This is a genomic window from Blastococcus sp. SYSU DS0552 (genome assembly GCF_054050815.1).
Genome location: NZ_JBJHAB010000014.1, coordinates 53,297 through 75,006 on the forward strand (window position 1 = coordinate 53,297; position 21,710 = coordinate 75,006).

General features: G+C 75.1%; 22 protein-coding genes and 1 other RNA gene. 6 read left to right on the plus strand and 17 right to left on the minus strand.

The genetic code is table 11. The features are described 5' to 3' along the window. Window positions 1-89: 89 nt before the first annotated feature. The 9 genes from ACI8AG_RS14795 to ACI8AG_RS14835 form a co-directional block, all read right to left on the minus strand. Window positions 90-986: a type II secretion system F family protein gene (locus tag ACI8AG_RS14795; protein ID WP_456597649.1), complete on the minus strand. Its 897-nt coding sequence runs from the start codon at window positions 984-986 to the stop codon at window positions 90-92. Continuing rightward, window positions 986-1,927 (minus strand): type II secretion system F family protein, encoded by a 942-nt coding sequence (locus ACI8AG_RS14800; protein ID WP_456597650.1) that lies wholly within the window; start codon window positions 1,925-1,927, stop codon window positions 986-988. The genes ACI8AG_RS14795 and ACI8AG_RS14800 overlap by 1 nt, the downstream gene beginning before the upstream one ends. Continuing rightward, window positions 1,924-3,402 (minus strand): CpaF family protein, encoded by a 1,479-nt coding sequence (locus ACI8AG_RS14805; protein WP_456589018.1) that lies wholly within the window; start codon window positions 3,400-3,402, stop codon window positions 1,924-1,926. The genes ACI8AG_RS14800 and ACI8AG_RS14805 overlap by 4 nt, the downstream gene beginning before the upstream one ends. Further along, complete coding sequence (locus tag ACI8AG_RS14810) at window positions 3,399-4,592, minus strand: AAA family ATPase (protein ID WP_456597651.1); 1,194 nt, start codon at window positions 4,590-4,592, stop codon at window positions 3,399-3,401. Before ACI8AG_RS14810 ends, ACI8AG_RS14805 begins: the two co-directional genes overlap by 4 nt. Continuing rightward, entirely contained in the window at window positions 4,589-5,329 is a 741-nt protein-coding gene (gene cpaB, locus ACI8AG_RS14815) for a Flp pilus assembly protein CpaB (RefSeq protein ID WP_456589016.1), read from the minus strand. The genes ACI8AG_RS14810 and cpaB overlap by 4 nt, the downstream gene beginning before the upstream one ends. Before the next feature lie 10 nt (window positions 5,330-5,339). Further along, on the minus strand, window positions 5,340-6,311 hold the full coding sequence (locus ACI8AG_RS14820) for a pilus assembly protein TadG-related protein (protein ID WP_456597652.1): 972 nt from the start codon (window positions 6,309-6,311) through the stop codon (window positions 5,340-5,342). After that, entirely contained in the window at window positions 6,299-6,709 is a 411-nt protein-coding gene (locus ACI8AG_RS14825; protein WP_456597653.1) for a TadE/TadG family type IV pilus assembly protein, read from the minus strand. Before ACI8AG_RS14825 ends, ACI8AG_RS14820 begins: the two co-directional genes overlap by 13 nt. 96 nt (window positions 6,710-6,805) lie before the next feature. Then, complete coding sequence (locus ACI8AG_RS14830) at window positions 6,806-7,036, minus strand: Flp family type IVb pilin (RefSeq protein WP_456597654.1); 231 nt, start codon at window positions 7,034-7,036, stop codon at window positions 6,806-6,808. A 188-nt stretch (window positions 7,037-7,224) separates the two neighbouring features. After that, window positions 7,225-7,884: a prepilin peptidase gene (locus ACI8AG_RS14835; protein WP_456597655.1), complete on the minus strand. Its 660-nt coding sequence runs from the start codon at window positions 7,882-7,884 to the stop codon at window positions 7,225-7,227. A 114-nt stretch (window positions 7,885-7,998) separates the two neighbouring features. Between ACI8AG_RS14835 and ACI8AG_RS14840 the strand changes: the two genes are divergently transcribed. Beyond that, window positions 7,999-8,706: a class I SAM-dependent methyltransferase gene (locus ACI8AG_RS14840; RefSeq protein ID WP_456597656.1), complete on the plus strand. Its 708-nt coding sequence runs from the start codon at window positions 7,999-8,001 to the stop codon at window positions 8,704-8,706. A gap of 136 nt (window positions 8,707-8,842) precedes the next feature. Here the strand turns inward: ACI8AG_RS14840 and rnpB are convergent. Further along, window positions 8,843-9,243: RNase P RNA component class A (rnpB, locus tag ACI8AG_RS14845), an RNA gene on the minus strand. 100 nt (window positions 9,244-9,343) lie between these two features. On the opposite strand from rnpB, the gene ACI8AG_RS14850 reads away from it, so the two are divergent. Then, window positions 9,344-10,900: a DUF222 domain-containing protein gene (locus ACI8AG_RS14850; protein ID WP_456597657.1), complete on the plus strand. Its 1,557-nt coding sequence runs from the start codon at window positions 9,344-9,346 to the stop codon at window positions 10,898-10,900. A gap of 9 nt (window positions 10,901-10,909) precedes the next feature. Here the strand turns inward: ACI8AG_RS14850 and ACI8AG_RS14855 are convergent, their stop codons facing one another. Beyond that, a complete protein-coding gene (locus ACI8AG_RS14855; RefSeq protein WP_456597658.1) occupies window positions 10,910-11,629 on the minus strand; it encodes a PIG-L deacetylase family protein in 720 nt (239 codons plus the stop codon). A 47-nt stretch (window positions 11,630-11,676) separates the two neighbouring features. Continuing rightward, the gene (locus ACI8AG_RS14860) at window positions 11,677-12,036 is read right to left on the minus strand and encodes a DoxX family protein (protein ID WP_456597659.1); all 360 of its coding nucleotides are present in this window, start codon (window positions 12,034-12,036) and stop codon (window positions 11,677-11,679) included. A 24-nt stretch (window positions 12,037-12,060) separates the two neighbouring features. Between ACI8AG_RS14860 and ACI8AG_RS14865 the strand changes: the two genes are divergently transcribed. Further along, window positions 12,061-12,816, plus strand: a complete 756-nt coding sequence (locus tag ACI8AG_RS14865) for a sulfite exporter TauE/SafE family protein (protein WP_456597660.1) — start codon at window positions 12,061-12,063, stop codon at window positions 12,814-12,816. Window positions 12,817-12,821: 5 nt separating this feature from the next. Here the strand turns inward: ACI8AG_RS14865 and ACI8AG_RS14870 are convergent, their stop codons facing one another. The 4 genes from ACI8AG_RS14870 to ACI8AG_RS14885 are packed head-to-tail and all read right to left on the minus strand — an operon-like array spanning window position 12,822 to window position 16,907. Next, window positions 12,822-13,916, minus strand: a complete 1,095-nt coding sequence (locus tag ACI8AG_RS14870) for a bifunctional RNase H/acid phosphatase (protein ID WP_456597661.1) — start codon at window positions 13,914-13,916, stop codon at window positions 12,822-12,824. Continuing rightward, a complete protein-coding gene (locus ACI8AG_RS14875; protein WP_456597662.1) occupies window positions 13,913-14,653 on the minus strand; it encodes a zinc ribbon domain-containing protein in 741 nt (246 codons plus the stop codon). Before ACI8AG_RS14875 ends, ACI8AG_RS14870 begins: the two co-directional genes overlap by 4 nt. Before the next feature lie 59 nt (window positions 14,654-14,712). Next, the gene (locus ACI8AG_RS14880; protein WP_456589002.1) at window positions 14,713-15,108 is read right to left on the minus strand and encodes a hypothetical protein; all 396 of its coding nucleotides are present in this window, start codon (window positions 15,106-15,108) and stop codon (window positions 14,713-14,715) included. Beyond that, window positions 15,105-16,907, minus strand: a complete 1,803-nt coding sequence (locus ACI8AG_RS14885) for a carbon starvation CstA family protein (RefSeq protein ID WP_456597663.1) — start codon at window positions 16,905-16,907, stop codon at window positions 15,105-15,107. The genes ACI8AG_RS14880 and ACI8AG_RS14885 overlap by 4 nt, the downstream gene beginning before the upstream one ends. A gap of 64 nt (window positions 16,908-16,971) precedes the next feature. Here ACI8AG_RS14885 and ACI8AG_RS14890 point away from each other — a divergent pair, with 64 nt between their 5' ends. Next, a complete protein-coding gene (locus ACI8AG_RS14890; protein WP_456597664.1) occupies window positions 16,972-17,748 on the plus strand; it encodes a hypothetical protein in 777 nt (258 codons plus the stop codon). Between the two features lie 18 nt (window positions 17,749-17,766). Here the strand turns inward: ACI8AG_RS14890 and ACI8AG_RS14895 are convergent, their stop codons facing one another. Further along, window positions 17,767-18,594: a Nif3-like dinuclear metal center hexameric protein gene (locus ACI8AG_RS14895; protein WP_456597665.1), complete on the minus strand. Its 828-nt coding sequence runs from the start codon at window positions 18,592-18,594 to the stop codon at window positions 17,767-17,769. A 61-nt stretch (window positions 18,595-18,655) separates the two neighbouring features. On the opposite strand from ACI8AG_RS14895, the gene ACI8AG_RS14900 reads away from it, so the two are divergent. Both ACI8AG_RS14900 and ACI8AG_RS14905 read left to right on the plus strand, forming a co-directional pair. Continuing rightward, window positions 18,656-20,617, plus strand: a complete 1,962-nt coding sequence (locus ACI8AG_RS14900) for an FUSC family protein (RefSeq protein ID WP_456597666.1) — start codon at window positions 18,656-18,658, stop codon at window positions 20,615-20,617. 44 nt (window positions 20,618-20,661) lie between these two features. Continuing rightward, window positions 20,662-21,627 (plus strand): alpha/beta fold hydrolase, encoded by a 966-nt coding sequence (locus tag ACI8AG_RS14905; RefSeq protein ID WP_456597667.1) that lies wholly within the window; start codon window positions 20,662-20,664, stop codon window positions 21,625-21,627. The last annotated feature ends 83 nt before the right edge of the window (window positions 21,628-21,710 follow it).

The following is a 21,710-nucleotide window of genomic DNA, read 5'->3' on the forward strand; positions in this document are numbered from 1 at the left end:
GGAGGCCTCCGCGCAGGGACGACGAAACGGCTCCACGTCGCCGGGGAACGGCCATGGGCCGCGGTGTCGTCCGGAGGACGACGATGTGCTCAGCCGCTGAACGCTGCGACGATGTCCATGACCGCGGGGCCGAGCAGCACGATGAACAGCGTCGGCAGGATGCAGAGGATTAGCGGGAAGATCACCTTGACCGGGATCTGCATCGCCTTCTCCTCCGCGCGCTGGCGGCGCTTGAGCCGCATCTCCTGCGCCTGGGTGCGCAGCACGTCGGCGATCGAGACGCCGTACTGGTCGGCCTGCACCACGGCGCGGATGAAGCGGCGCAGGTCGGGAACGCCCGTCCGCTCGGCGAGCGCCAGATAGGCGTCGCGACGCGGCTGGCCGACGGCGATGTCCTGCAGCGTGCGCACGAGCTCCTCCGCCAGCGGCCCCGTGCCGTTGCTCCCGGACCGCGCCATCGCCGACTCGAAACCGAGCCCCGCCTCCACGGCGATCGTCATCTGGTCGAGCGTGTCGGCCAGCTCGAGGGCGATCGCCTCTTGCCGCTCCTGGCCGCGGCTGTACAGGAGCAGTTCGGGGAGGAAGTAGGCGACGACGGTCGCCACCACGGCGACCACGACCATCAGCGGGCCGGGCCGGGCGGTGGCCACGAGCAGCCCCAGCGCCCCCGCGATCAGGGCCAGCACCAGCTTCGCCGCCACCAGCCTCGGGACCGGCCAGGCCGCCGGGCGACCGGCCGTGCCGGCGAGACGGTTGAGCCGGGCCACCGTTCCGCGGGGGGTCAGGCCCCGGGCGACGCGGGTCAGCACCCCCGGCCCGGAACTGGCCGCGGCGGCCGCGCCGGTCGGGCCGAGGCCGCGCACCAGGTTGTCGCGCACCTGGGCCGGCGCGGTGAAGGGGCGGGCGAGCAGCGCCCAGCCGAGCAGGGGGACGGCGACGCTGACCGCGAGGGCGGCCAGCAGGACGGGAACGGGCACGCTGCTCATCAGAATTTGATCGCCACGGTCTTCTTGAGCCACAGGCCCCCGACCAGCAGCATCACGGCCGCCGCGGCGAGCATGGCGTAGCCGACGAGGCTCTCGGTGAACTTCGCGATGTAGGCGGGGTTGGTGATCGAGATGAACCCGGTCACGCCGAACGGCAGCGCCATGAGCACGACGGCCGAGAGCTTGCCCTCGGCCGACAGCGCCTTGACCTGACGGCGGATGGCGTTGCGCTCGCGGATGGTGTTCCCGACGGCGTCCAGCACCTCGGCGAGGTTGCCGCCGACCTCGCGGTGGATGGCGATCGCCTGGGCGACCCAGGTGAAGTCGTCGCTGCCCATCCGGGCGGCGACCTCGTCGAGCGCGTCGCTGAGATCGCGGCCGACGCGCGTCTCGTTGACGATCCGCGCGAACTCCTCCGAGGTCGGCGCCTCGGCCTCGTGGGACACCGAGTCGACCGCCCTCAGCAGGCTGTGCCCGGCGCGCAGGCTGCTGGCCATCAGCTGCAGGGAGTCGTCGAGCTGGTCGGCGAACGCGGCCTGCCGCCGCCCGGCGCGGAAGCCGAGCAGCAGCTTGGCGCCGACGGGCACCAGCACCACGAACAGCACGGCGAGCAGCGGGCCGCCGAGCAGCCCGCCGAGGAGCCCGGCGACGACGGTGGTCAGCCCGACGGCGAGGACGAAGTTCGGCAACGTCGTCGCCATGCCGGCCCGTTCCAGGGCGGCGGCGCCGGCGGCGAGCCGGCCACGCTTGAGCAGCACCTTCTCGACCGCGGCTCCCGCCGCCGCGCCGGCGCCGGCCAGCGCGGACGCGGGGGGCGCCACGGACGGGTCGAGCCGGGTGAGGGGCACCCGCGGGGGGCCGGCCGGGACGACGACCAGGGCGAGGATCAGCAGGGCGGCGGAGATCGCGGCGACGCCGAGCACCAGGAGGAGCTCGCTCACCGCTCCCACCTCGAGGGGCGGGCCGGCTCCGCGGCGCCGAACACCCGCGGTGAGAGGGTGATGCCCAGCTCGTCGAACCGGTCGGTGAACCGCGGCCGCACCCCCGTGGGCACCGGCTTGCCGAGGAACCTGCCCGAGGCGTCCACGCCGGCGGAGTAGTCGAACAGGAACGCGTCCTGCAGCGTGACCGTCTCGCCCTCCATGCCCTGCACCTCGGTCACGTGGGTGACCCGCCGGGTGCCGTCGCGCAGCCGGGTGAGCTGGACGACGACGTCGACCGCGGAGGCGATCTGCTCGCGGATGGCCCGCAGCGGCAGGTCCATGCCGGCCATGAGCACCAGCGTCTCCAGCCGCGCGATGGCGTCACGCGGGGAGTTCGCGTGCACCGTCGACAGCGAGCCGTCGTGCCCGGTGTTCATCGCCTGCAGCATGTCCAGCGACTCCCCGCCGCGGCACTCCCCCACCACGATCCGGTCGGGCCGCATGCGGAGCGAGTTGCGAACCAGGTCGCGGATGGTGATCGCGCCCTTGCCCTCGATGTTCGGCGGGCGCGACTCCAGCCGGACGACGTGCTCCTGCTGCAGCTGCAGCTCGACGGCGTCCTCGATGGTGACGATCCGCTCGCCCTCCGGGATGAACGAGGAGAGCACGTTGAGCAGCGTCGTCTTCCCGGTGCCGGTACCGCCGGAGACGATGATGTTGAGCCGGGCGTCGACGCAGGCGTGCAGCAGCTCGGCCATCTCCGGCGAGAGCGTGCCGAAGCCGATCAGGTCGTCGACCCGGAACGGGTCCTTCGCGAACTTCCGGATGGTCAGGGTGGAGCCGCTGAAGGCCAGCGGCGGGATCACCGCGTTCACGCGCGAGCCGTCGGCCAGCCGGGCGTCGACCAGCGGGGAGGACTCGTCGATGCGCCGTCCGACGCGGGAGACGATCCGGTCGATCACCCGGCGCAGGTGCTCCTCGGAGGTGAACCGGGTCGCGGTGCGCTGGAGCCTGCCGCCGCGCTCGACGTAGATGGAGTCCGGCCCGTTCACCATGATCTCGCTGACCGCGTCGTCGTCGAGCAGCCGCTGCAGCGGGCCGTAGCCGAGCACGTCGTCGGCGAGCTCGGCGGTCAGCCGCTGCCGCTCCTCGGCGCTGAGCGGGACGTTCTCCTCCTCGACGACCTCGTCGAGCTCCTTGAGCACGACGGCGCGCAGCGCGTCCTCGGCCATCGACGGGTCGTTCATCCGGCTGCCCATGCGCTCGAACAGGGCCTTGCCCACGCGGTCCTTCAGCCGCGCCAGCGCGTCGGTCGGCGGCGCAGGGGCGGGCGATCCGGTCGGACGGGGGACGGCGGCCGGGCGCACGACCGGGGCGGGCACCGCGGTCGCCGGCCGGTCGGTGCCGGCGTCGGCTGCGGGCCGGGCCGCGGGCGCGGGCGCGGCGGGCCCCGTTCCCTGGCGCGCGGCCTCCAGCCGCTGGGCGAGGTTCACGCCTCCGCCCGGTGCTTGGCCCGGTAGCGGCTGGCCTTCATGAGCGGGGTGGCGGAGAAGCGCGACACCAGCCGGCGCAGCTCGCGCACCATCGGGTCGCGGCGGCCGCCGCTGGTCAGGATGGGCACGCCCTGGTTGGTGGTGGCCGGCACCGCCTTCGACCGGGGCAGGACGACGTCGACCCCCGTGCCGATCGTCGTCTCGACGTCCCGGACGGTCAGGCCGCCCTTGGGGTCGGCGAAGTTCATGACGACGTGCCGGCCGGCGGGGATCATGCACAGCTCGCGGAGCACGTCCATCTCCTTGCGCAGCCCGCGCACCCCCGGCACGTCCATGCTGGTGAGCATCACGACGTCGGATGCGCGGTCCAGCGCCGCCAGCGTCTGCTCCGACAGCCCCGGGGCGGTGTCGACGACGACGTACCGGAACTCCCGGGCCAGCGAGGCCAGCAACCGGCTGACGTCGTCACCGGTGATCGTGTCGCCGGCCGCCGGCGACTCGGACCCGCACACCGCGTACAGCCCGCTGGGGTGCTGGGTGAGGAACGTCTTGAGGACCATGGTGTCCTCGCTGGCCGGCCCGTGGACGGCGTCGGGCAGCGTGTACTCGGGCACCAGGCTCAGGGCGGAGGCGACGTCGCCGAACTGCACGTCGAGGTCGACGAGCACCGTGGACTGGGGTGCGGCCGCGGTCAGGCCGATCGCCAGGTTCGTGGAGACCGTCGTCTTGCCCACGCCGCCCTTGGGCGAGGCGATGGTGATGACCCGGCCGGCGTAGCGGTCGGTCTCGGCCACCGGCCGCAGCACCCGGCGACGGCCGGCCGCCGCGTGCCCGGCGCGCTCGACCGCGGCGGCGATCTCGGCCACGTCGGCGTCCGGCGGGAGCAGGTCGCGGATGCCGGCGCGCATGGCCGACCGCCACATGTCCGGGGACGGGTCGGCCATCAGGACGACGGTGATGCCCGGTGACTGCACGTCGAGCCGGCCGGCCAGGGTCAGCACCTCGGGCGCCGGCGTGTGCGGGCCGACGAGCAGCACGTCGGGCAGCTCGTCGTCGACCAGCTGCTCGAACAGCCGCGCCGGATCGCTGGGCAGCCGGCCCGGCGGCAGTACCTGCAGGTCGCCGCCGGTGGCCTCCTTCACGCGCAGGACCAGGTCCTCGCCTGCTCCGGCCAGGACGACGCGGCTCATGAGTAGGCCTTTCCGTAGATGGTGTCGGGGGTGAGCACCTGGGTGCGGGAGACGTCGGGGTCGGGCGGTTCGAGGGACAGCCAGACGCTGGCGTGCTCGGCGGCGAAGACGACGGCCTCGGCCTGCGCGGCCGTCACGGCGAAGGTGACCATGAGGCTGCCGGAGGGGGCCGGTGCGGAGACGGCCGGCGTCGCCCCGTCGGCGGGCGCCGCGGGCGGGGCGGGTGCCCCCTGCACCTGGGTGACCAGAACCTCGTGCAGGACGGCGTGGGTCGTCGCCGGGTCGCCCATGGAGACGAAGACGCCGACGGTGTCGCCGGCGGCCAGCCGGCCGCCGACGGCCCGCTGGGGCTCGAGGACGATGCTCACCTCCTGCATCCCCTCCGGCACCGGCACCGTGCCGGGCGCCTGCCGCTCCTCGGGCCGTACGAACCGGCTGTCGAGCAGCTGCTCGCCGGGCGCGAGGTCGACAGTGGCGACGCGGTCGGCCAGCGTGGCCAGGTCGGTGACCCGGCCCGGCAGCGCCGCCTTCGCCGGCAGCAGCTCGATGCCCACCAGCTCGCCCAGGGCCGCGCCGGGGGTGCCGGCGGGGATGAGGGCCTCGGCCACCAGGACCTGGACGGTCTGCACGCCGGCGAGGGCGCGGGTCTCCGCGCCGCGCACGTAGCCCACGAGGACGACCGTGCCGGCGACGACGAGCGCGAGGGCCACCGCGGTGGCCAGGAGTCGACGTCTCACGTGGGCGCCCCTAACGGATGAGTCGGAGGATCGAGGCCCCGAGCTGCGGGGCGTCCGGGCTGTAGGTCCAGGCGTCGGAGAGCTCGACGAAGCGGGTGTAGTAGCCGGTGACGCACCGGTCACTGGAGTTGGTGCCGGGCCCGCAGACCTTCTTGCCGCTGCTGATCGAGCCGTTGACCGCGTAGCCGGTGAGGGTGAAGGCGGCGTAGCCGTAGACGCGGTACCAGCCGTTGCTGCCGCCGTCGCCGAACTCGTCGAAGAGCGGCAGCAGGACCGTGCGGCCCAGCCAGCCCTGGAGGTCGGCCTCCGAGCAGCCGGAGGGCAGCGACACACCCGTGTCGGAGGAGAGCCGCTGGCCGATCGCGGAGGTGGCGTGGCACATGCCCGCGTCGGGCACGACCCAGCCGAAGCCACCGGGCACGAAGTTGCCCGACGGCCCGGTGCACCCGCCGACGTCGTCGGACTTGCTGAACATGATCGTCTGCAGCGTCTCGGTCGACGGCAGCCCGCCGCCGGTCTGCGCCTGGAACGAGCACCAGGAGAAGGTCAGCGGCAGCACCGCGGTGCCCTGGCTCGGCGCGCCCCACCCGACCGTCGCGGTCGCCGAGACGTGGCTGGAGTCGTGCCCGATGACCGGCGCGAACCAGTGCTCCTTGGGGGCGCCACCGGTGACGGTGACGCTGACCGGGTCGCTGCTGAGCACGGGCTGGCCGGCCGTGCCCGTGGGGTCGTTGAGGGTGATCAGCTCCTGGGCGGTCGCCAGCATGTCGCCGCAGTTGCCGCGGGAGCAGTCCTGGGCCACCGCGATGGCGGCGGCGTCGGCCGCGACCTGGAGCCGGGCGCGCTCGGCGTACAGCGCGCCGATGTCCACGGCGATGGCCGCGAACCCCAGCATGGGGACCATCAGCAGCGAGAGGACGACGGCGCTCGCGCCGTGCTCGCCGTCCAGCCGGCGCCGGGCCCGCGAGATCAGCCGTTGCATCGCATGACCCCCGTTCCGGTGAGCTCGATCCCCGCGCCGAAGAAGTCCGTGAGGTACGGCTTCGGGTAGGTGATGGTGAGGCGGACGGCGGTGTCGCCGGCGCCGGTGGTGGGACAGGTCTCGGCGGTGCCGCCGACGATGGTGATGTGGATCTGGTCGTCGGTGATCGCCGGGTGCAGCGAGGCGGCGGCGGTGCGGACGACGTTGCGCGCGTCCACCGGGTCGTTGCGCAGCGCCATGGCCCGCACCCCCTCGCGGGCGGCGGCCGAGAGCGTGCCCTGCACCTGGAAGGCGTGGCCGAACTCGACGATGCCGATGACCAGCACGATCAGCAGCGGCACGATGAAGGCGAACTCCACCGCGCTGGCCCCGCGCTCACCGCGCAGCCGTCCCTTCATCCGTGCATCACCGCCCCTCTCGTGCGACGGCGCAGCGGCCCCCGGGACGAGGGCCGCTGCGCCGGTTCCGCTACGTCGTCGCGCAGCAGCGAGTGGTCAGGAAGTCGTGGTGGCGGTGTCGCCGGCGCCCTTGAGCCCGTCACCGACCTCCGTGAACAGGCCCTTGAGCTCCTCGCCCAGCGTGACCACGACGCCGATGATCACGACGGCGATGAGGCCGACCATCAGGCCGTACTCGACGGCGGTGGCGCCCTTCTCCTCGTTCTTGAGGCGGTCCTGGGCGACGGCGACGAGGCTGGCCAGGGTGGCGTAGGCGTTGATCAGCATGCGGTGCTCCTCCGGTTGCGGGCCGTCGGGTCCGGATCGGGCTGATCCGGCCTCGCGGCGTTGGAGGGAGTTGTCGTGCGGGACACACCCGGCCTTGAGCGCCCCTCACCCGATCCGGGGACGGCACTCCGCCCATCGAGGGACGATTCCGGTCCGCTGGTGACGCAGCGTCACCGCCGGCGCCGCCGTCAGCCGGGGAGCGTGCCGCTCCAGCCCACCGCGACCGCCGCACCGAGCAGCATCGCCGGCCCGAACGGCAGCTCCGCTTTGAGCCCGATCCGCCGCGCGGCGAGCAGGAGCAGCGCCAGCGCGGCCTGGACCACGAAGCCGGCCAGCGCCCCCAGCAGCACCGCCTGCCAGCCGAGCCAGCCCAGCGGCAGGCCGAGCAGGCCGGCCAGCTTGACGTCGCCCATGCCGAGGCCGGCGGGCGAGATCAGCGCCATGACCAGGTAGCCGCAGAAAAGCGCGGCGGCCGCCAGGCCCGCCCGCAGCAGCGCGTCCCAGGAGCCCTGCACCGCTGCCGCTCCCGTCAGCAGCGCCGCGGTCGCCACCACCGCCGGGCCGGTGACGCGGTCGGGCAGCAGCCGGTGCCGCAGGTCGATCACCGCGAGGAGGACGCCCGCCCCGGCGACGACCAGGAAGGCCGGCAGCTCCGCGACCGCCCCCAGCCGCAGCGCCAGCAGCGCGAACAGGCCCGCGGTGAGCAGCTCGAGCACCGGCGGCCGCACCGCGGACCGCCCGGTGGCCCCGTCGGCCGCGCCCCACGGGAAGGCGCCCGCGGCCCGGTTCGCGGCTGCGCCCACGAGCAGGCCACCGACCGCGGCGACGGCGACGACCGCTCCCGTCACGGGGCGGCGAACCGGGCGGGGGTCTGCACGCGCCCACCCTGGCACAGGCCCGCTCCGAGGCCCGGCCGACGCCGCGACGGGCGAGCATGCGGCAGGTGGGTCACACTCCCGAGGGTGACCGCCGACGAGCGCACCACCACGTCCCGCACCGCCGCGACCGGGTCGTACCAGGGGCACGGGATCCACGCCGCCCCGGGAGTGCACGAGTACGCCGTCGAGCTGGCGCGGCGGGCCCTGCCCACCGGCGGCCGGATCCTGGAGGTCGGTGCCGGCTGCGGCGCGCTGGCCTGCCGGCTCCGGGACGCCGGGTTCGACGTCGTCCCCACCGACCTGGACCCGCCGCACGACTGGATCCACCGCCTCGACCTCGACGACCCCCAGTGGACCGAGGAGACCCGCGGCCCCTTCGACCTGGTCATGTGCGTCGAGACGCTCGAGCACGTGGAGAACCCGCGGCAGGTGCTGCGCTCGATCCGGGCCCTGCTCCGGCCGGGTGACCGGCTCGTGGTGAGCACCCCGAACATCACCCACCCGCACTCACGGCTGAAGATGTTCCTGCGCGGTGCCCCGTTCATCTTCGGGCCCGGGCACTACTACCAGCCGGGCCACATCTCGATCCTCCCCGACTGGATGCTCGTCGAGCACATCCGCCTGGCGGGGTTCGAGGACATCACGGTCACGACCGGTGGCTCCACCTGGTACGAGGGGCCGCGCAAGCTGGCCCACCGGATCGAGACCGCCCTGCTCTGGCTGATCGGGATACGGCATCGGGCGGACTCCGGCGAGGGCATCTGCACGTTCGTCACCGCCGTCGCCGACTGATCCTCCGGCGCCGCCGGGCCGGGGGTCGCCCGCCGACCGGCCGCTCACCGCTTCGTCAGCTGGAGGACCGGCGGGCGGCAAGGGCCTGCTCCGCAGGTCGGGACGACTTCCCCGTCGCACTGGATCTCGGGGATGACGGACGAGTCGGCCTGTACGCCGGGTTCTGTCCACGGGCGCCTTGCGGCCTCCCGATGGGCGGTCATCCATCTAGGCCTGCCGTTGCCGGCAGGCTCCAGCGGTCTACCCGCAGGCTCGGGCGGGCCACCCTCGAACGCCTGCGCGGAACGGCGGCGGACCGCCGTTCCTTCTTGACCTAGCTCCGGGTGGGGTTTACCGAGCCACGCCGGTCACCCGGCGTGCTGGTGGTCTCTTACACCACCGTTTCACCCTTACCAGCGCGAGCGCTGGCGGTCTGTTTTCTGTGGCACTGTCCCGCGGGTCACCCCGGGTCGCCGTTAACGACCACCCTGCCCTGTGGAGCCCGGACGTTCCTCGGCGACGGGGTCTCCCCGCCGACGCGACCGCCCAGCCGACTCGTCCGTCGTGCGGTCCAGTCTACGAGGTTCCGGCCCACGCGCGGCCACAGCGATCCGATGAGCTGGTCAGAACTGTCAGACCCCCGCCCTAGCCTGCGGGTATGTCGGTGGTCGGGTTCGCGGTCGGGGTGACCGTGGCGCCGGTGTCCGACGCGCCCTCGCCGTGGGAGCTGGAGGATCCGGATCCGCAGCGGTGGGACGAGCCGTTGAGTGCGTGGCTGCCGGCGCGGCGCAGTGCTGCGCAGGCGGCGGAGCTGCTGGGGCAGATCGTGGCCGCGGAGGCTCGGCTGGCCGCGTTGCGCGCGGAGCTGGTGATGGACCTGGCCGCGGCCCGCCCCGCGCCGGCCGATCCGCTGCCCGGCGGTGAGCGCCCCGGCGAGGTCGGCCCGCCGGGGGCGAGTGAGTTCGTGCCCGATGAGCTGGCCGCGGTGCAGAACTGCAGCCGCACGGCGGCGGTGACGCAGCTGGAGCACGCCCACGTGCTCACCACCGTGCTGCCGGCGACCTTCGCCGCGCTGCGGCTGGGGCGGCTGGACTGGCCGCGGGCCCGGGCGATCGCCGCCGAGGTCGCCGCCACCGGCGCCGACACCGACCCGGGCGTGATCGCCGGCGTGGAGACCGCCGTCCTCCCCACCGCCACCGAGCTGGGGGTGGGGAAGCTGCGGGCGGCGGTGCGCACCGAGCTGATCGCCCGCGACGCCGTCGCGGCCGACCGCCGCCGGCAGGCCCGCCGGCGCGCGGCGGATGTGACGGTGCGCCCGGTCGGGGACGGGATGAGCGAGCTGCGCGCCCTGCTGCCCCATCCCGACGCCCGCGCCTGCCGCGACGCCCTGGATCGGCACGCCCGCGCGGCGAAGGACGCCGGGGATACGCGGCCGATCGGCATGCTGCGCACCGGAGCCCTCACCGACCTGCTGCTGCGCCCCTGGCAGCAGCAGCCATCGGTGACCGCACAGCTCACCGTGGTCGCACCACTGTCCGCGCTCACCCCGGCCAAGTTCCTCGCCGCCGGCGCCCCGGCCCCGGCCGCCTTCACCCGCCCGGGCACCGCGTCCCCGGTCGGGGAGGTGGACGGGGAGCCGATCACCGCCGCCCACCTGCGCGAACTACTCACCCAGCTCGACGCCTGCAGCATCCAGGCCCCGGCCGGCGGCAGCCTGGATATCGCGATCACCGACGCCACCGGGGCGCTGCTGGCGATCACCGGCCGGGCGGAGCTGGCCCGGCTGGCCATCCGCGGCTGCCCCGAGCACCCGAGCACCGCCTGCGGCTGCCCCCGGCTCGGCATCCCCGGACAGGTGGACCGCTACCGCCCCTCGGCGGCGCAGCAACGCTTCCTCGCAACGCGGGACCGCACCTGCCGGCACCCCGGCTGCACCGCACCCGCCGGCTGGGCCGACCTCGACCACGTCCTGCCCCACGCCGCCGGCGGAGCGACCGCCTGCGAGAACCTGTGCTGCCTGTGCCGCCACCACCACCGCCTCAAGACCTTCGCCCCCGGCTGGACCCACACCCTCAGCGACGACGGCGTGCTCACCGTCATCACCCCCAGCGGCGTCACCCGCACCACCCGACCACCCGGCTACCGCGTCCTCACCGCACCACCGGGACCACCGCCACCACCAGCGGACCCGGACGACGACCCGCCCCCGTTCTGACCGCGCTCGTCATCCCCAGTAGAGCGTGAAGCCCACCTGCCGGCCGCCGTCCTCGGTCAGGGTCGACATGTCGATCTGTCGCCGTGCCTGCTCGTCGACCGGCTCGTCGGACAGCGCCGCGAGGTACCGCCGGTGCTCGGCCAGCGACGCGACCGCGGGCTCCACTCCCCCGCTGACGTCGATCGCGTGCGGCGGATCACCGCCCATGGCCTGCACCGCGATGTACTGCACGCCCGACCACGGGTCCTCCGCGAGCTCCGGGAAGATCCACTCGTTGGCGGCGTCGGCGACCGCATCGAGCACGCTGCGGGTCAGCGCCCGGTGGTCGGGCGAGTTCAGGGCGGCGGGGCTGACCCCGGGCAGGGTCCAGGTGTCCCCGCCCCAGGTGGTGACCACCAGGTCGGGCCGGTGCCGCCGGATGCCGCCCGCCAGCTCGCGCCGCAGGTCGGGCCCGGCCACCAGGACGCCGTCCCGGAGGTCGAGGAACTCCACCTCGCTCACCCCGACGACGGCGGCCGACGCACGCTCCTCCGCCTCGCGCAGCGGGCCGGCCTCCCCCGGGGGCATCCCGGCGATGCCCGCCTCGCCGCGGGTGGCGAGCAGGTAGCGCACCTCCTTGCCCGCGGCCGTCCACACGGCGACCGCGGCGGCGAGGCCGTACTCGATGTCGTCAGGGTGGGCGGCGACGACGAGGGCGCGCTGCCAGTCGTCGGGCATCGGTGCGGGCACGGGTCGAGTCTGCCGTGCCGGCGTCGGCCGCGGGCGATCAGCGACGCTCAGCGGCCGCGGGCCACCCGGAGCGCCGCCGAGACCATCGGCACCTGGAGAGGCAGCCGCACCACGGCGGCGGCCAGCACCGCCGGCTTGCCCCGACCGAGCCGGAGGTGGTGCAGGTGCGCGGGCACGAACGCCAGCAGCAGGGCCGCGGCCGACCAGCCACCGGCCCGCCGGGTGCGCGGCGCCGCGAGCAGGGCGGCGGTACCGATCTCGGCCACCCCGCTGGCGAGCACCCACGACCGGGCGTCGCCCAGCTCCGGCGGCACCAGCCACTCGTAGGTTCGCGGACGCACCAGGTGCAGCACCCCCGACCCACCCAGGAGGGCTCCCAGCCACGTCGCGCTCGCCGGCCTCCGCACGCGCCCACCGTAGGCTGCACCGCCGTGCCCGCCGTCGACCTGCTCCTCGTCGCGGGCGTCGCGTTCCTCGCCGGCGGGGTCAACTCGATCGCCGGTGGCGGCTCGCTGATCCTCTTCCCCACCCTCGTCGCGCTGGGGCTGGGCACTGTCGCGGCGAACGTCACCAACTCACTGGCGCAGTGGCCCGGCTACCTCGGCGGGGTCGCCGGTTTCCGCGCCGAGTACGCCGGCCAGCGCCGGCGCCTGCTCCGGTTCGGCGCGGTGGCCGCGCTGGGCGGGCTCGGCGGCAGCGTCCTGCTGCTCACCACCCCGTCCGATGCCTTCGACGCCGTCGTCCCGGTCCTCGTGCTGCTGGCCAGCCTGCTGCTCGCCGTCCAGCCGCTGGCGACCCGGCGGCTGGCCGGCCAGCTCGCCGGCGAGCCGGGCCGCGACCCGGCCTGGCTGTACCTGGCCCTGTTCCTGGCCACCGTCTACGGCGGCTACTTCGGCGGCGCGCTCGGAGTGATCCTGGTCGGCGTGCTCGGCATCGGGCTGCACCGGCTGAAACTCGCCAACGCGCTGAAGTCGGCGCTGTCCGCGGTCACCGCCACGGTGACGCTGGTGGTGTTCGGCGTCTTCGGGCCGGTCGAGTGGACCGTCGTCGCCGTCGCCGCCCCGGCCGGGCTCGTCGGCGGGTTCCTCGGGGCGCGCCTCGCGAGCCGCATCCCGACCACACCGCTGCGCGTGACGATCGTGACGTTCGGCGTCGCGGTGTCGGCCTACCTGTTCCTGCGGACCTGAACCGGTCAGCGCAGGTGCGCGGTGTCGTTGACCAGCCGCACCGAGGCGCGCCCGTCGGAGCTCCAGGCGACCGTGCACAGCGAGGCGGCCTCCAGGAAGACCCGGTGGACGACGTCGTCGCCGACCCCGAGCCCGGCCGCGAGCAGCAGCTTGATCGGCGTGACGTGGCTGACCACCAGCACCGTCTTCCCGGCGTGCCGGGTCAGGATGCGCCACCGCGCACCGGCCAGCCGGGCGCTGACCTCGGCGATCGACTCCCCGCCGGGCGCCGCCACCGTCACGTCGGCCATGAACCGGCGCACCGCGAGGGGGTGCCGGGCGCGGGCCTCGTCGAAGGTCAGCCCTTCCAGGTCGCCGAAGTCCAGCTCCCGCAGGTCGTCGTCGAACTCCACCGGCAGCCCGAGGCGCCCGGCGACGACCTCGGCGGTCTCCCGCGTCCGGCGCAGCGGCGACGCGACGACCACCTCGATCCCCAGCTGGGCGGCCCGCTCCCCCGCCGCCTCGGCCTCGGCCCGCCCGGTGCGCGACAGAGGCAGCTCGTTGCGGCCGCTGAAGCGGCGCTCGGGGGTGTGCTCGGTCTGCCCGTGGCGCAGCAGGTGGGTGACCGTGGTGACCACCGGGGCGGGCTCCGCCGTGGGCTGGACGTCGTCCTCGGCCACGCTGGGCTCGGCGGCGGCGTCGCGGTGCACGGGCTTGCCGTCCATCGCGCTGTTGGCGAGGGCGTCGGCGGCACCGTTCTGCGCGCGGGGCACCCAGGTGTAGCGGACCCCGCCCAGCTTCCGAGCGATCGCGCGGGCCTGCAGCGCCAGCTGCTGCATGTCGGGGTGCTTGATCTTCCAGCGGCCCGACATCTGCTCGACGACCAGCTTGGAGTCCATCCGCACCTCGACCTCGGCGGAGGCGTCGAGGTCCAGCGCCGCCTGCAGCCCGGCGACCAGGCCGCCGTACTCGGCCACGTTGTTGGTGGCCCGCCCCACGGACGCAGCGCGTTCGGCGAGCACCCGGCCGGTGTCCGCGTCCCGCACCAGCGCGCCGTAGCCGGCCGGCCCGGGGTTGCCGCGGGAGCCGCCGTCGGCCTCGACGACGAACCGGCGGGTCACAGCCCGGACTCGGCCGTGCGCACCAGGATCCGCCCGCAGTTCTCGCAGCGGACCACCTCGTGGGGGTCGGCCTTCTGGACCGCCGCCAGCTCGCGGCCGTTCAGCTCGAGCCGGCAGCCCTGGCACTGCCGCGCCCGGAGCATCGCCGCCCCGGTGCTGCCGGTCTGGGCGCGGACCCGGTCGTAGAGGGTCAGCAGCGGGGCGGAGAGGCCCCCGGCGACCGCGGCGCGCGCGCTCTCGTGCCGGGTGGTGGAGTCGGCGATGTCGGCGAGCGCGTCGTCGCGCAGCTGCTCGGCGCGTTCCCGATCGGCCCGAGCCTGCTCGAGCGCCTCCTGCGCCGCCCGCAGGGTGGACTCGGCGGTCTCCAGGCGCTCCATCAGCTCGAGCTCCTGGTCCTCCAGGGTCGCCTGGCGCCGGGCGAGCGACTCGAGCTCCAGCTGCAGGCTGGTGGTCTCCCGCGCGGTGATGCCACCGGCGTCCAGGCGCTGCTGGTCACGGGTCGCGCGCTGCCGGACCGTCTCGACGTCGGCCTCCAGGCGGGACACCTCCCGCTGCAGGTCGCGGACCTCGGTCTCGGCCCGGACGACGTCGTCCCCGAGAGACCGCTCCGTCTCCGCGGCGGCCTCGACGGCCGCGGCCTCGGGCAGCGTCCGCTTCCGGTGCGCGAGCTGGGTCAGGGCGACGTCCTCCGCCGCGAGCTCCAGGAGCCTCTGCTGCTCGAAATGGTCGACCTTCACGCGCTCAACCTACCCGCGCCCCGGTCGGGTCCCGCGCCGGTGACCCGACGGCGGCCGGGTCAGCGCAGCGCCAGCTCCGCCTCCACCGCGGCGACGGCGGCCGCGGGCGCGGGCAGGCCACCGGAGGCGAGCACCGCGCCGTCGACGACGAGCGACTCGACCGCCATCCCCGCACGCACCGAGCGGCGCAGCGCGGCGCCCCGCAGGCCGCGGCGGCGCCCCGCCCTCACCAGCTCCGGCAGCAGCCACAGCCAGTTCGACGGCGACACGACCTCGATCGCGACGTCGGCCGGCAGCCGCGCCCGCAGCGCCCGGTACACCTCCCCCACCGGGTCCGCCCGGGGGGCGTGGGCGTGCGAGCCGCCGTCGTCGAAGGGGCGCACGTCGCCGCTGCAGCAACCGCCGCCCCCGCCCGCGGCCCGGGAGCCGCGGACGAGGACGACCCGCGAGGTCACCTGCGCGAGGTCCCGGCCGGCCCCTCCGTGGGCCCGGCCGTCGATTCGCCGACCTCGGGGTTGGCCTTCGCCACGGCGTCCGGCTCCCCCGTCCCGAATCCGTCGACCGGGGTCGACGGCCGCTCGCGGTAGGCGGTGCGCAGGGCCAGCGCCGCCTCCACGATCAGCCAGACCGCCAGGACGAAGATCAGCGCGTCCAGCGGCGCCAGCACCCAGTCCTCGGCCTCGATGAAGTTGCGCAGGTTGACGATCAGCGCCCACGACGTCATGACCAGCAGGAACACCAGCGGGATGAGCGCGGCGAGGGGGTTGCGGCCCCGGCGGGTGATCCACACGGCGATGACCGACAGCGCCAGGCCCGCGGTGAGCTGGTTGGTGGTCCCGAACAGCTGCCACAGGACCCCGAAGGTGTACCCGGCTTCCCCTTCCCCGGGGATCAGCGCCATGCCGAGCGGGATCAGGACGGCGATGGTGGTCGCGACCGTGAGGTTGCGGGAGAGCGCCCGGATGCCGAGGAGCTCGCCGATCTCCTGGACGACGTAGCGCTGCAGCCGCACGCCGGTGTCCATGGTCGTGGCGGCGAAGCTGATCACGACCACGGCGGCGAAGATGGTCGCGTACTCGAGCGGGATCGCGAGGTTGTTGGCGAACTGCGCCACCCCGTTGACGAAGTTGCCGGTCGCCCCGCTGGAGGCGGTCGCGAAGTCCGGGTAGAGCGCCTCCCAGTCCGCCTGCGAGGCGGCGACGCCGGCCGTGGCGGCCAGGACGGCACCGGTGGCCAGCGACCCCTCGCCGACCGCGCCCATGTACCCGACGTAGCGGGCGTCGGTCTCCTTGTCCAGCTGCTTGGACGTCGTCCCGGAGGAGACCAGGGAGTGGAAGCCGGAGATCGCCCCACACGCGATGGTGATGAAGAGGAAGGGGAAGAAGCTCGGCGAGCCCTCCGGCACGTCGTTGACCACCGGCGCCTGGATGGTGTTCATGCCGACGATGACGCCCAGGGCGATGACGCCGAGCGCGATGAACAGCTGGTGGCTGTTGATGTAGTCCCGCGGCTGCAGCAGCACCCACACCGGGATGCGCGAGGCGATCCAGGTGTAGGCGAAGAGCAGGACCACCCAGACGTTGCGGGTCTGCTCCACCCCCAGCGCGTCGGCGAGGCCGTCGAGCGAGATCGGGAAGGCGTTCCCGACCAGGATGAGGGCGTACAGGACGATCACGCCGACGATCGACGGGATCAGCGCCGAGGACCGCGTCCGGTAGATGTAGACGCCGATGAAGATCGCCAGCGGGATCTCCAGCACGATCGGGATGACCGCACCCGGGTTGGCGACGAAGAGGTTCCCGATCACCACGGCGAAGACCGCGTTCACCAGGGTGAGCAGGAAGAAGATGATCGCCAGGAAGAGCTTCCGGGCCCGGCCGTTGATGACCTCGCCGGCCAGCGTGCCGATGCTCTTGGCCTTGTGCCGGACCGACACCGCGAGCGCGCCGAAGTCGTGCACGCCGGCGGCGAAGATGGTGCCCAGGACGATCCAGGTCAGGGCAGGGCCCCAGCCCCAGAAGACCGCGATCGCCGGGCCGACGATCGGGGCCGCCCCGGCCACCGAGGTGAAGTGGTGGCCGAACAGGACGTGCTTGTTCGTCGGCACGAAGTCGTTGCCGTCGTTGAACTGGTGGGCCGGCGTGACGAACGCCGGGTCGAGGGCGTACACCTTCCGGGCCAGGTAGCTGGAGTAGTACCGGTAGCCGAGGAAGAACAGCACCCCGACCACGGCGGCCACGACGAACGCGGGCACGGCAGAACCCCCTGGTCCACGGGCGGCCTCGTCGCCGCCGTCGGAGGGAGTGAACACTCAGCTCATGGACCCCACAAGTCTGGCCGCGCTCCACGCCGCGGGTGTGGCCGAACTGTTGTGGTCCACGCCGGACGGGCCCCCGGGGGCCACCGGCGTCGTCCCGCTGGCCCTCGGCGGCCGGCCGGCGGTCGCGCTGCCCTGGGCGCACGTGGCGACCGCCCGCGCCGCCGCGGCCGCCGGCTCGGCCGCGCTGGTCCTCTCCGAGCCACGGCTCACCGGGGCGCGGTGGTCACCCCTGGCGTTCACCGGGCGGCTCACGCTGGTCGAGGACGGCGACGGCGAGCTGTTCAGCGAGGAGCTGCTCGACCAGGAGCTGCGCAAGCACCCACCGTCGCGGGCGCTGGCCGACTCGCACATGCTCCGCCGCGAGCACTGGTGGTACCTGCCGCGCCTGGTGCTGGTCCTCGACCCGGACGCCGTCGTCCCGGTCGACCGGCGCGAGGGCCCCGCCGACGCCGTCCTGGCCGTCGACGACGGTGGCCTGCACGTGCGCACCGTCCGGGTCCCCGACTGGGACGCCGATCCGCTCGCGCTGCCGGGTGGACCGCCGGCGGTGGCCGGCCCGGCGGTGCTGGTCGGGCAGGAGCTCTCCGTGCCGGACGTCGAGCGGTGGACCGTGCACACCACCTCCGGCCGCTACGCCGACGGCCGGCTCACCGACGTGCGCCCGGCCGCGACCAGGCAGCTGGAGCCGGTCCCCGGCCTGCTCGCCCGGATCCGCCGCCAGCGCGCGCTCGAGCGCAGCTGCGTGCAGGCGTTGCGGGCCGCCGGTCACGGCTGACCGCGCGGACCGCCCCGGTCAGCCCGCGGCCGGGGCGTCGGCGCGACAGGTCCACGGGTCGGTCCGCGGGGTGGCGACGGCGACCTCCACCGCGCCGTCCAGGTCGCGGCGCAGCACGTCGGCGGCCACCGGCAGCCACGGCCACTCCGAGGCCCAGTGCGCCACGTCGCACAGCGCCGGCCCGGCCACCTCCAGCGCGTCGGACACCGGGTGGTGCTTCAGATCGCTGGTGAGCAGCACGTCGGCCCCGGCCGCGGCGGCGGCGCCCCGCAGCGAGCCACCGCTGCCGCCGCAGACCGCGACCGTGGCGATCCGCCGGTCGGGGTCACCGGCCGCCCGGACACCTCCGGCCGTGGCGGGCAGCGCGGCAGCGGCGTGCTCGGCGAACCGGCGCAGCGTCATCGGCTCCGGCAGCCGGCCCACCCGGCCGAGCCCGGCCCGCGGATCCGCGGCGGTGGGCTCCAGCGGCACGGCGTCCGCGAGGCCGAGCGCCGCCGCCAGCGCGTCGTTGACCCCGTGGTGTGGGGCCCGGTCGGCGTTGGTGTGCGCGACGAAGAGCGCGGCGCCGGCCCGGACCAGCCGGTGCACCAGCCGCCCCCGCGGGTCGTCGGCCGGCACACCGTGCACCGGGCTGAGGAACAGCGGGTGGTGGGTGACCAGCAGCTGCGCACCGGTCCGCACCACCTCGTCGACGACGGCGGCGGTCGGGTCCACGGCGAAGAGCACCCGCCGCACCTCCTCCGCGGGGTCGCCGCAGACCAGCCCGACGGCGTCCCATCCCTCGGCGAGGGCCGGGTCGTAGCGGGCATCGAGGGCGGCGAGGACCTTCCCGAGCTGCACGGTCACGACTGGTCAGGGTAGGCGGGGGTGCGCACGGCCGGTCCGGTGGAGTGCCAAGCTTCGGAGCGTGGTGCGGCGGCGTGGGGAGCGATCGCTGCGGGCCCCCGCCTGGCTCGAGGAGCTGGTGCGCACCACGCCCCCGCCGGTCCCGTGGCGCGACGTCGCCCGGTTCGCCGTCTCGATCCCCGCCCCCCTGGCCCTCGCCGTCGCCATGGGCGGCCTGGACTCCGCCGTCACGCTGGGCGCCGGCGTGTTCGGCACGATGGGGGCGCTGGCGGCGAGCCTGGCGCCCCAGCCCGGCCCGCTCCGGGACCGGCTCCGCCGGATCGGGGCGGCGACCCTCTTCGGCATGCTGGGCCTGCTGGCCGGCCAGTTCGCGACCGGTGGCGGGTGGGCACCGGTGGCCGTCATCGCGGCGCTGTCGGCGGCCGCGGCGCTGGTCAGCGCGGTCAACGCGGCTCTGTCGCTCGGCGCGCTGCAGCTGCTGATCTACACAGCGCTCGCCTCGGGGCTGGTCACCCCGCTCACGGCCGCCGCGGAGGTCGGCTTCTTCCTCTGCGGTGCGGCGTGGGCGACCCTGACGGCGTTGGTGCAGTACCGGACCGAGCCGCTGGACCCCGACCGGTCCGCCGTCGCCGCCGTCTTCACCCGCATCGGCGAGCTGCTGGCGGCGGTCGGCAGCGACGCAGCCCCCGAGGCCCGGCGGGCGCTCACCACGGCCCTCAACGCCGCCTACGACCGGGTCATCCGCAGCCGCAGCCGGTCGGCGGGCCGCAGCCGCGAGCTCTCGGAACTCGCCGGCGTCCTCAACGCGGCGGCGCCGCTCGTGGAGGGCGCCGTGGCCGCCGCGCGCGCGGGCATCCCCCCGGATCCGCAGGACGTCGCCGCCGCGCACGCGCTGGCGGCGGCCGTCTCGGGCCGCGGCGAGCTGGTCGAGCAGCGCCCCGCCCCCCTCGAGCAGGGCCATCCGGCCGTGCGGGCCGTCCGGCACGGCGTCCGGCTCGTGTGGAACGTGGTGGGCGACCCGGAGGAACGGGCCGGCGCGGCGGCCGCGGCGGTGGCCCGGCCCGACCTCCGCACCCGCCTCCACGATCTGGCCGACCGCACGCTCGCCAGCGCCGACGCCCGCAGCTTCGCCGTCCGGCTGTCGCTCTGCATGACCGTCGCGGAGATCGCCCGCCAGTACCTGCCCATCGAGCGGCCGTACTGGGTCCTGCTGACCGTCGCGATCGTGCTGAAGCCCGACTTCGGCTCGGTGTTCACCCGGGCGGTGCAGCGGGGCGCCGGAACCCTCCTCGGCGTGCTGCTCGGCTCCGCCCTCCTCGCGGCCCTCCCCCGCAACGGGTGGGTGCTCGTGGCGCTGGCCGGCGCGGCCGCGGTGCTGCCGTGGGCGCGCAACGCCAACTTCGGCCTGTTCTCCGTCTTCCAGACGCCGCTGATCATCCTGCTGCTCGATCTGGCGCTGCCTGCCGGGCCGGGGCTCGTCGGTGCCCGGCTGCTGGACACGCTGATCGGCTGCGCGATCGTGCTGGTCTTCGGCTACCTGCTGTGGCCGCAGACCTGGCGCGCCCCGCTGGACGAGGCGCTGCGCGACGCCGCCCGCGCCCTGGACGCGTTCGTGGCGGCCGCCTTCACCGGCAGCCCGGCCGAGCGCCGCCGCGCCCGCAGGCGCAGCTACCGCGCGCTCACCGAGCTGCAGACCCAGCTGCAGCGGCGCCTGGCCGAGCCACCGCCGATCAGCACGCGGGCGGCCGCGTGGTGGCCGGTGATCGTGCAGCTGGAACGCGCGTCCGACGCCGTCACCGAGGCCGTCATCGCCAGCCGCGGCGGGGAGCCCGCCCCCGACCTCGCCCAGGTGGCCGTCCTGCGCCGGGCGATCCGCGGGCTGGAGGACGACGTCCGGCGGTCGGTCGTGCCCGACGACGCGGAGCTGCACGCCGAGGGGGTGCTGGCCCCGGTGGCCCGCGAGGTCGACGCCGCCCGTCGCCTGGTGCGGGAGACCGCACCCGGGCGCCGCGGGGACCACTGAGCCGGCCGGTTGCGCGGCCCGCTCCGAGGCCATGGGATGGCGCCGTGCCCGCCGACCCCCCGCTGCTGCCCCTGCCCCCGCTCGACGGACCGCCCCCTCCGGGCTCGCGGACGGTGACCACCGACGACGGCTGCGACCTGCACGTGGAGTTCGACGGCAGGGAGGACGCCCCGCTCACCGTCGTCCTCTGCCACGGGTTCACCGCGCGGCTGGCGGAGTGGGAGCCCCAGCGCGCGGCGCTGCGGGACCGGGCCCGGCTCGTCCTGTGGGACCAGCGCGGCCACGGCCGCTCCGGCTGGACGCCCCTGACCCGGGCCACGATCGACCGCACCGGCCGCGACCTCGGCGAGGTGCTCGACGCCGTCGCCCCCACCGGGCCGGTGGTGCTCGCCGGCCACTCCATGGGCGGGATGAGCATCCTCGCGCTGGCCCGGCAGCGGCCCGAGCTGTTCGGCACCCGCATCGTCGGCGCCTTTCTGCTGGCCACCTCGGCCGGTGGACTGGTGAGCACCGGCGTTCTGGCCACGGTGGTCACGCTGATGCGCCGGCTGCGGCTGCTCCCGCTCTACCTCTGGCTGCTGCAGCGGCTGGCCCCGGCGCTGGAGCGACGTCGCCGGCGGGGCACCTTCCTCGGCCGGCGGGCCATCCGGCGGCTGCTGTTCGGCAAGGACGACGCCGACCCGCGCAGCGTGCGCCTGGTGCAGCAGCTGCTGGAGGAGACGCCCCTACCGGTGACGATGGCGTTCTACGCGACCTTCCTCGACCACGACGAGACGGCGGCGCTGGAGGTCCTCCGCCGGGTGCCGGTGACCGTGGTGGCCGCGACGCACGACCGGCTGACCCCCGAGGCCCACGGGCGGCGGATCGCCGAGGCGGTCGGCCCGGGCGCCGAGCTGGTCGTCGTCCCCGGGGCCGGGCACAGCGTCAACCTCACCCGCGCGGCGGTGGTCGACCGCGCCTTCACCGACCTGATCGACCGGATCGAGGTCGAGCGCCGGAAGGCCGGTTGACCTGCTGGATACGGGGCACGGGAAGATGTGGCCGCCGCCACACCGTCGATGTGCGTGCACGGAGGGACACAGGCAAGCTCGGC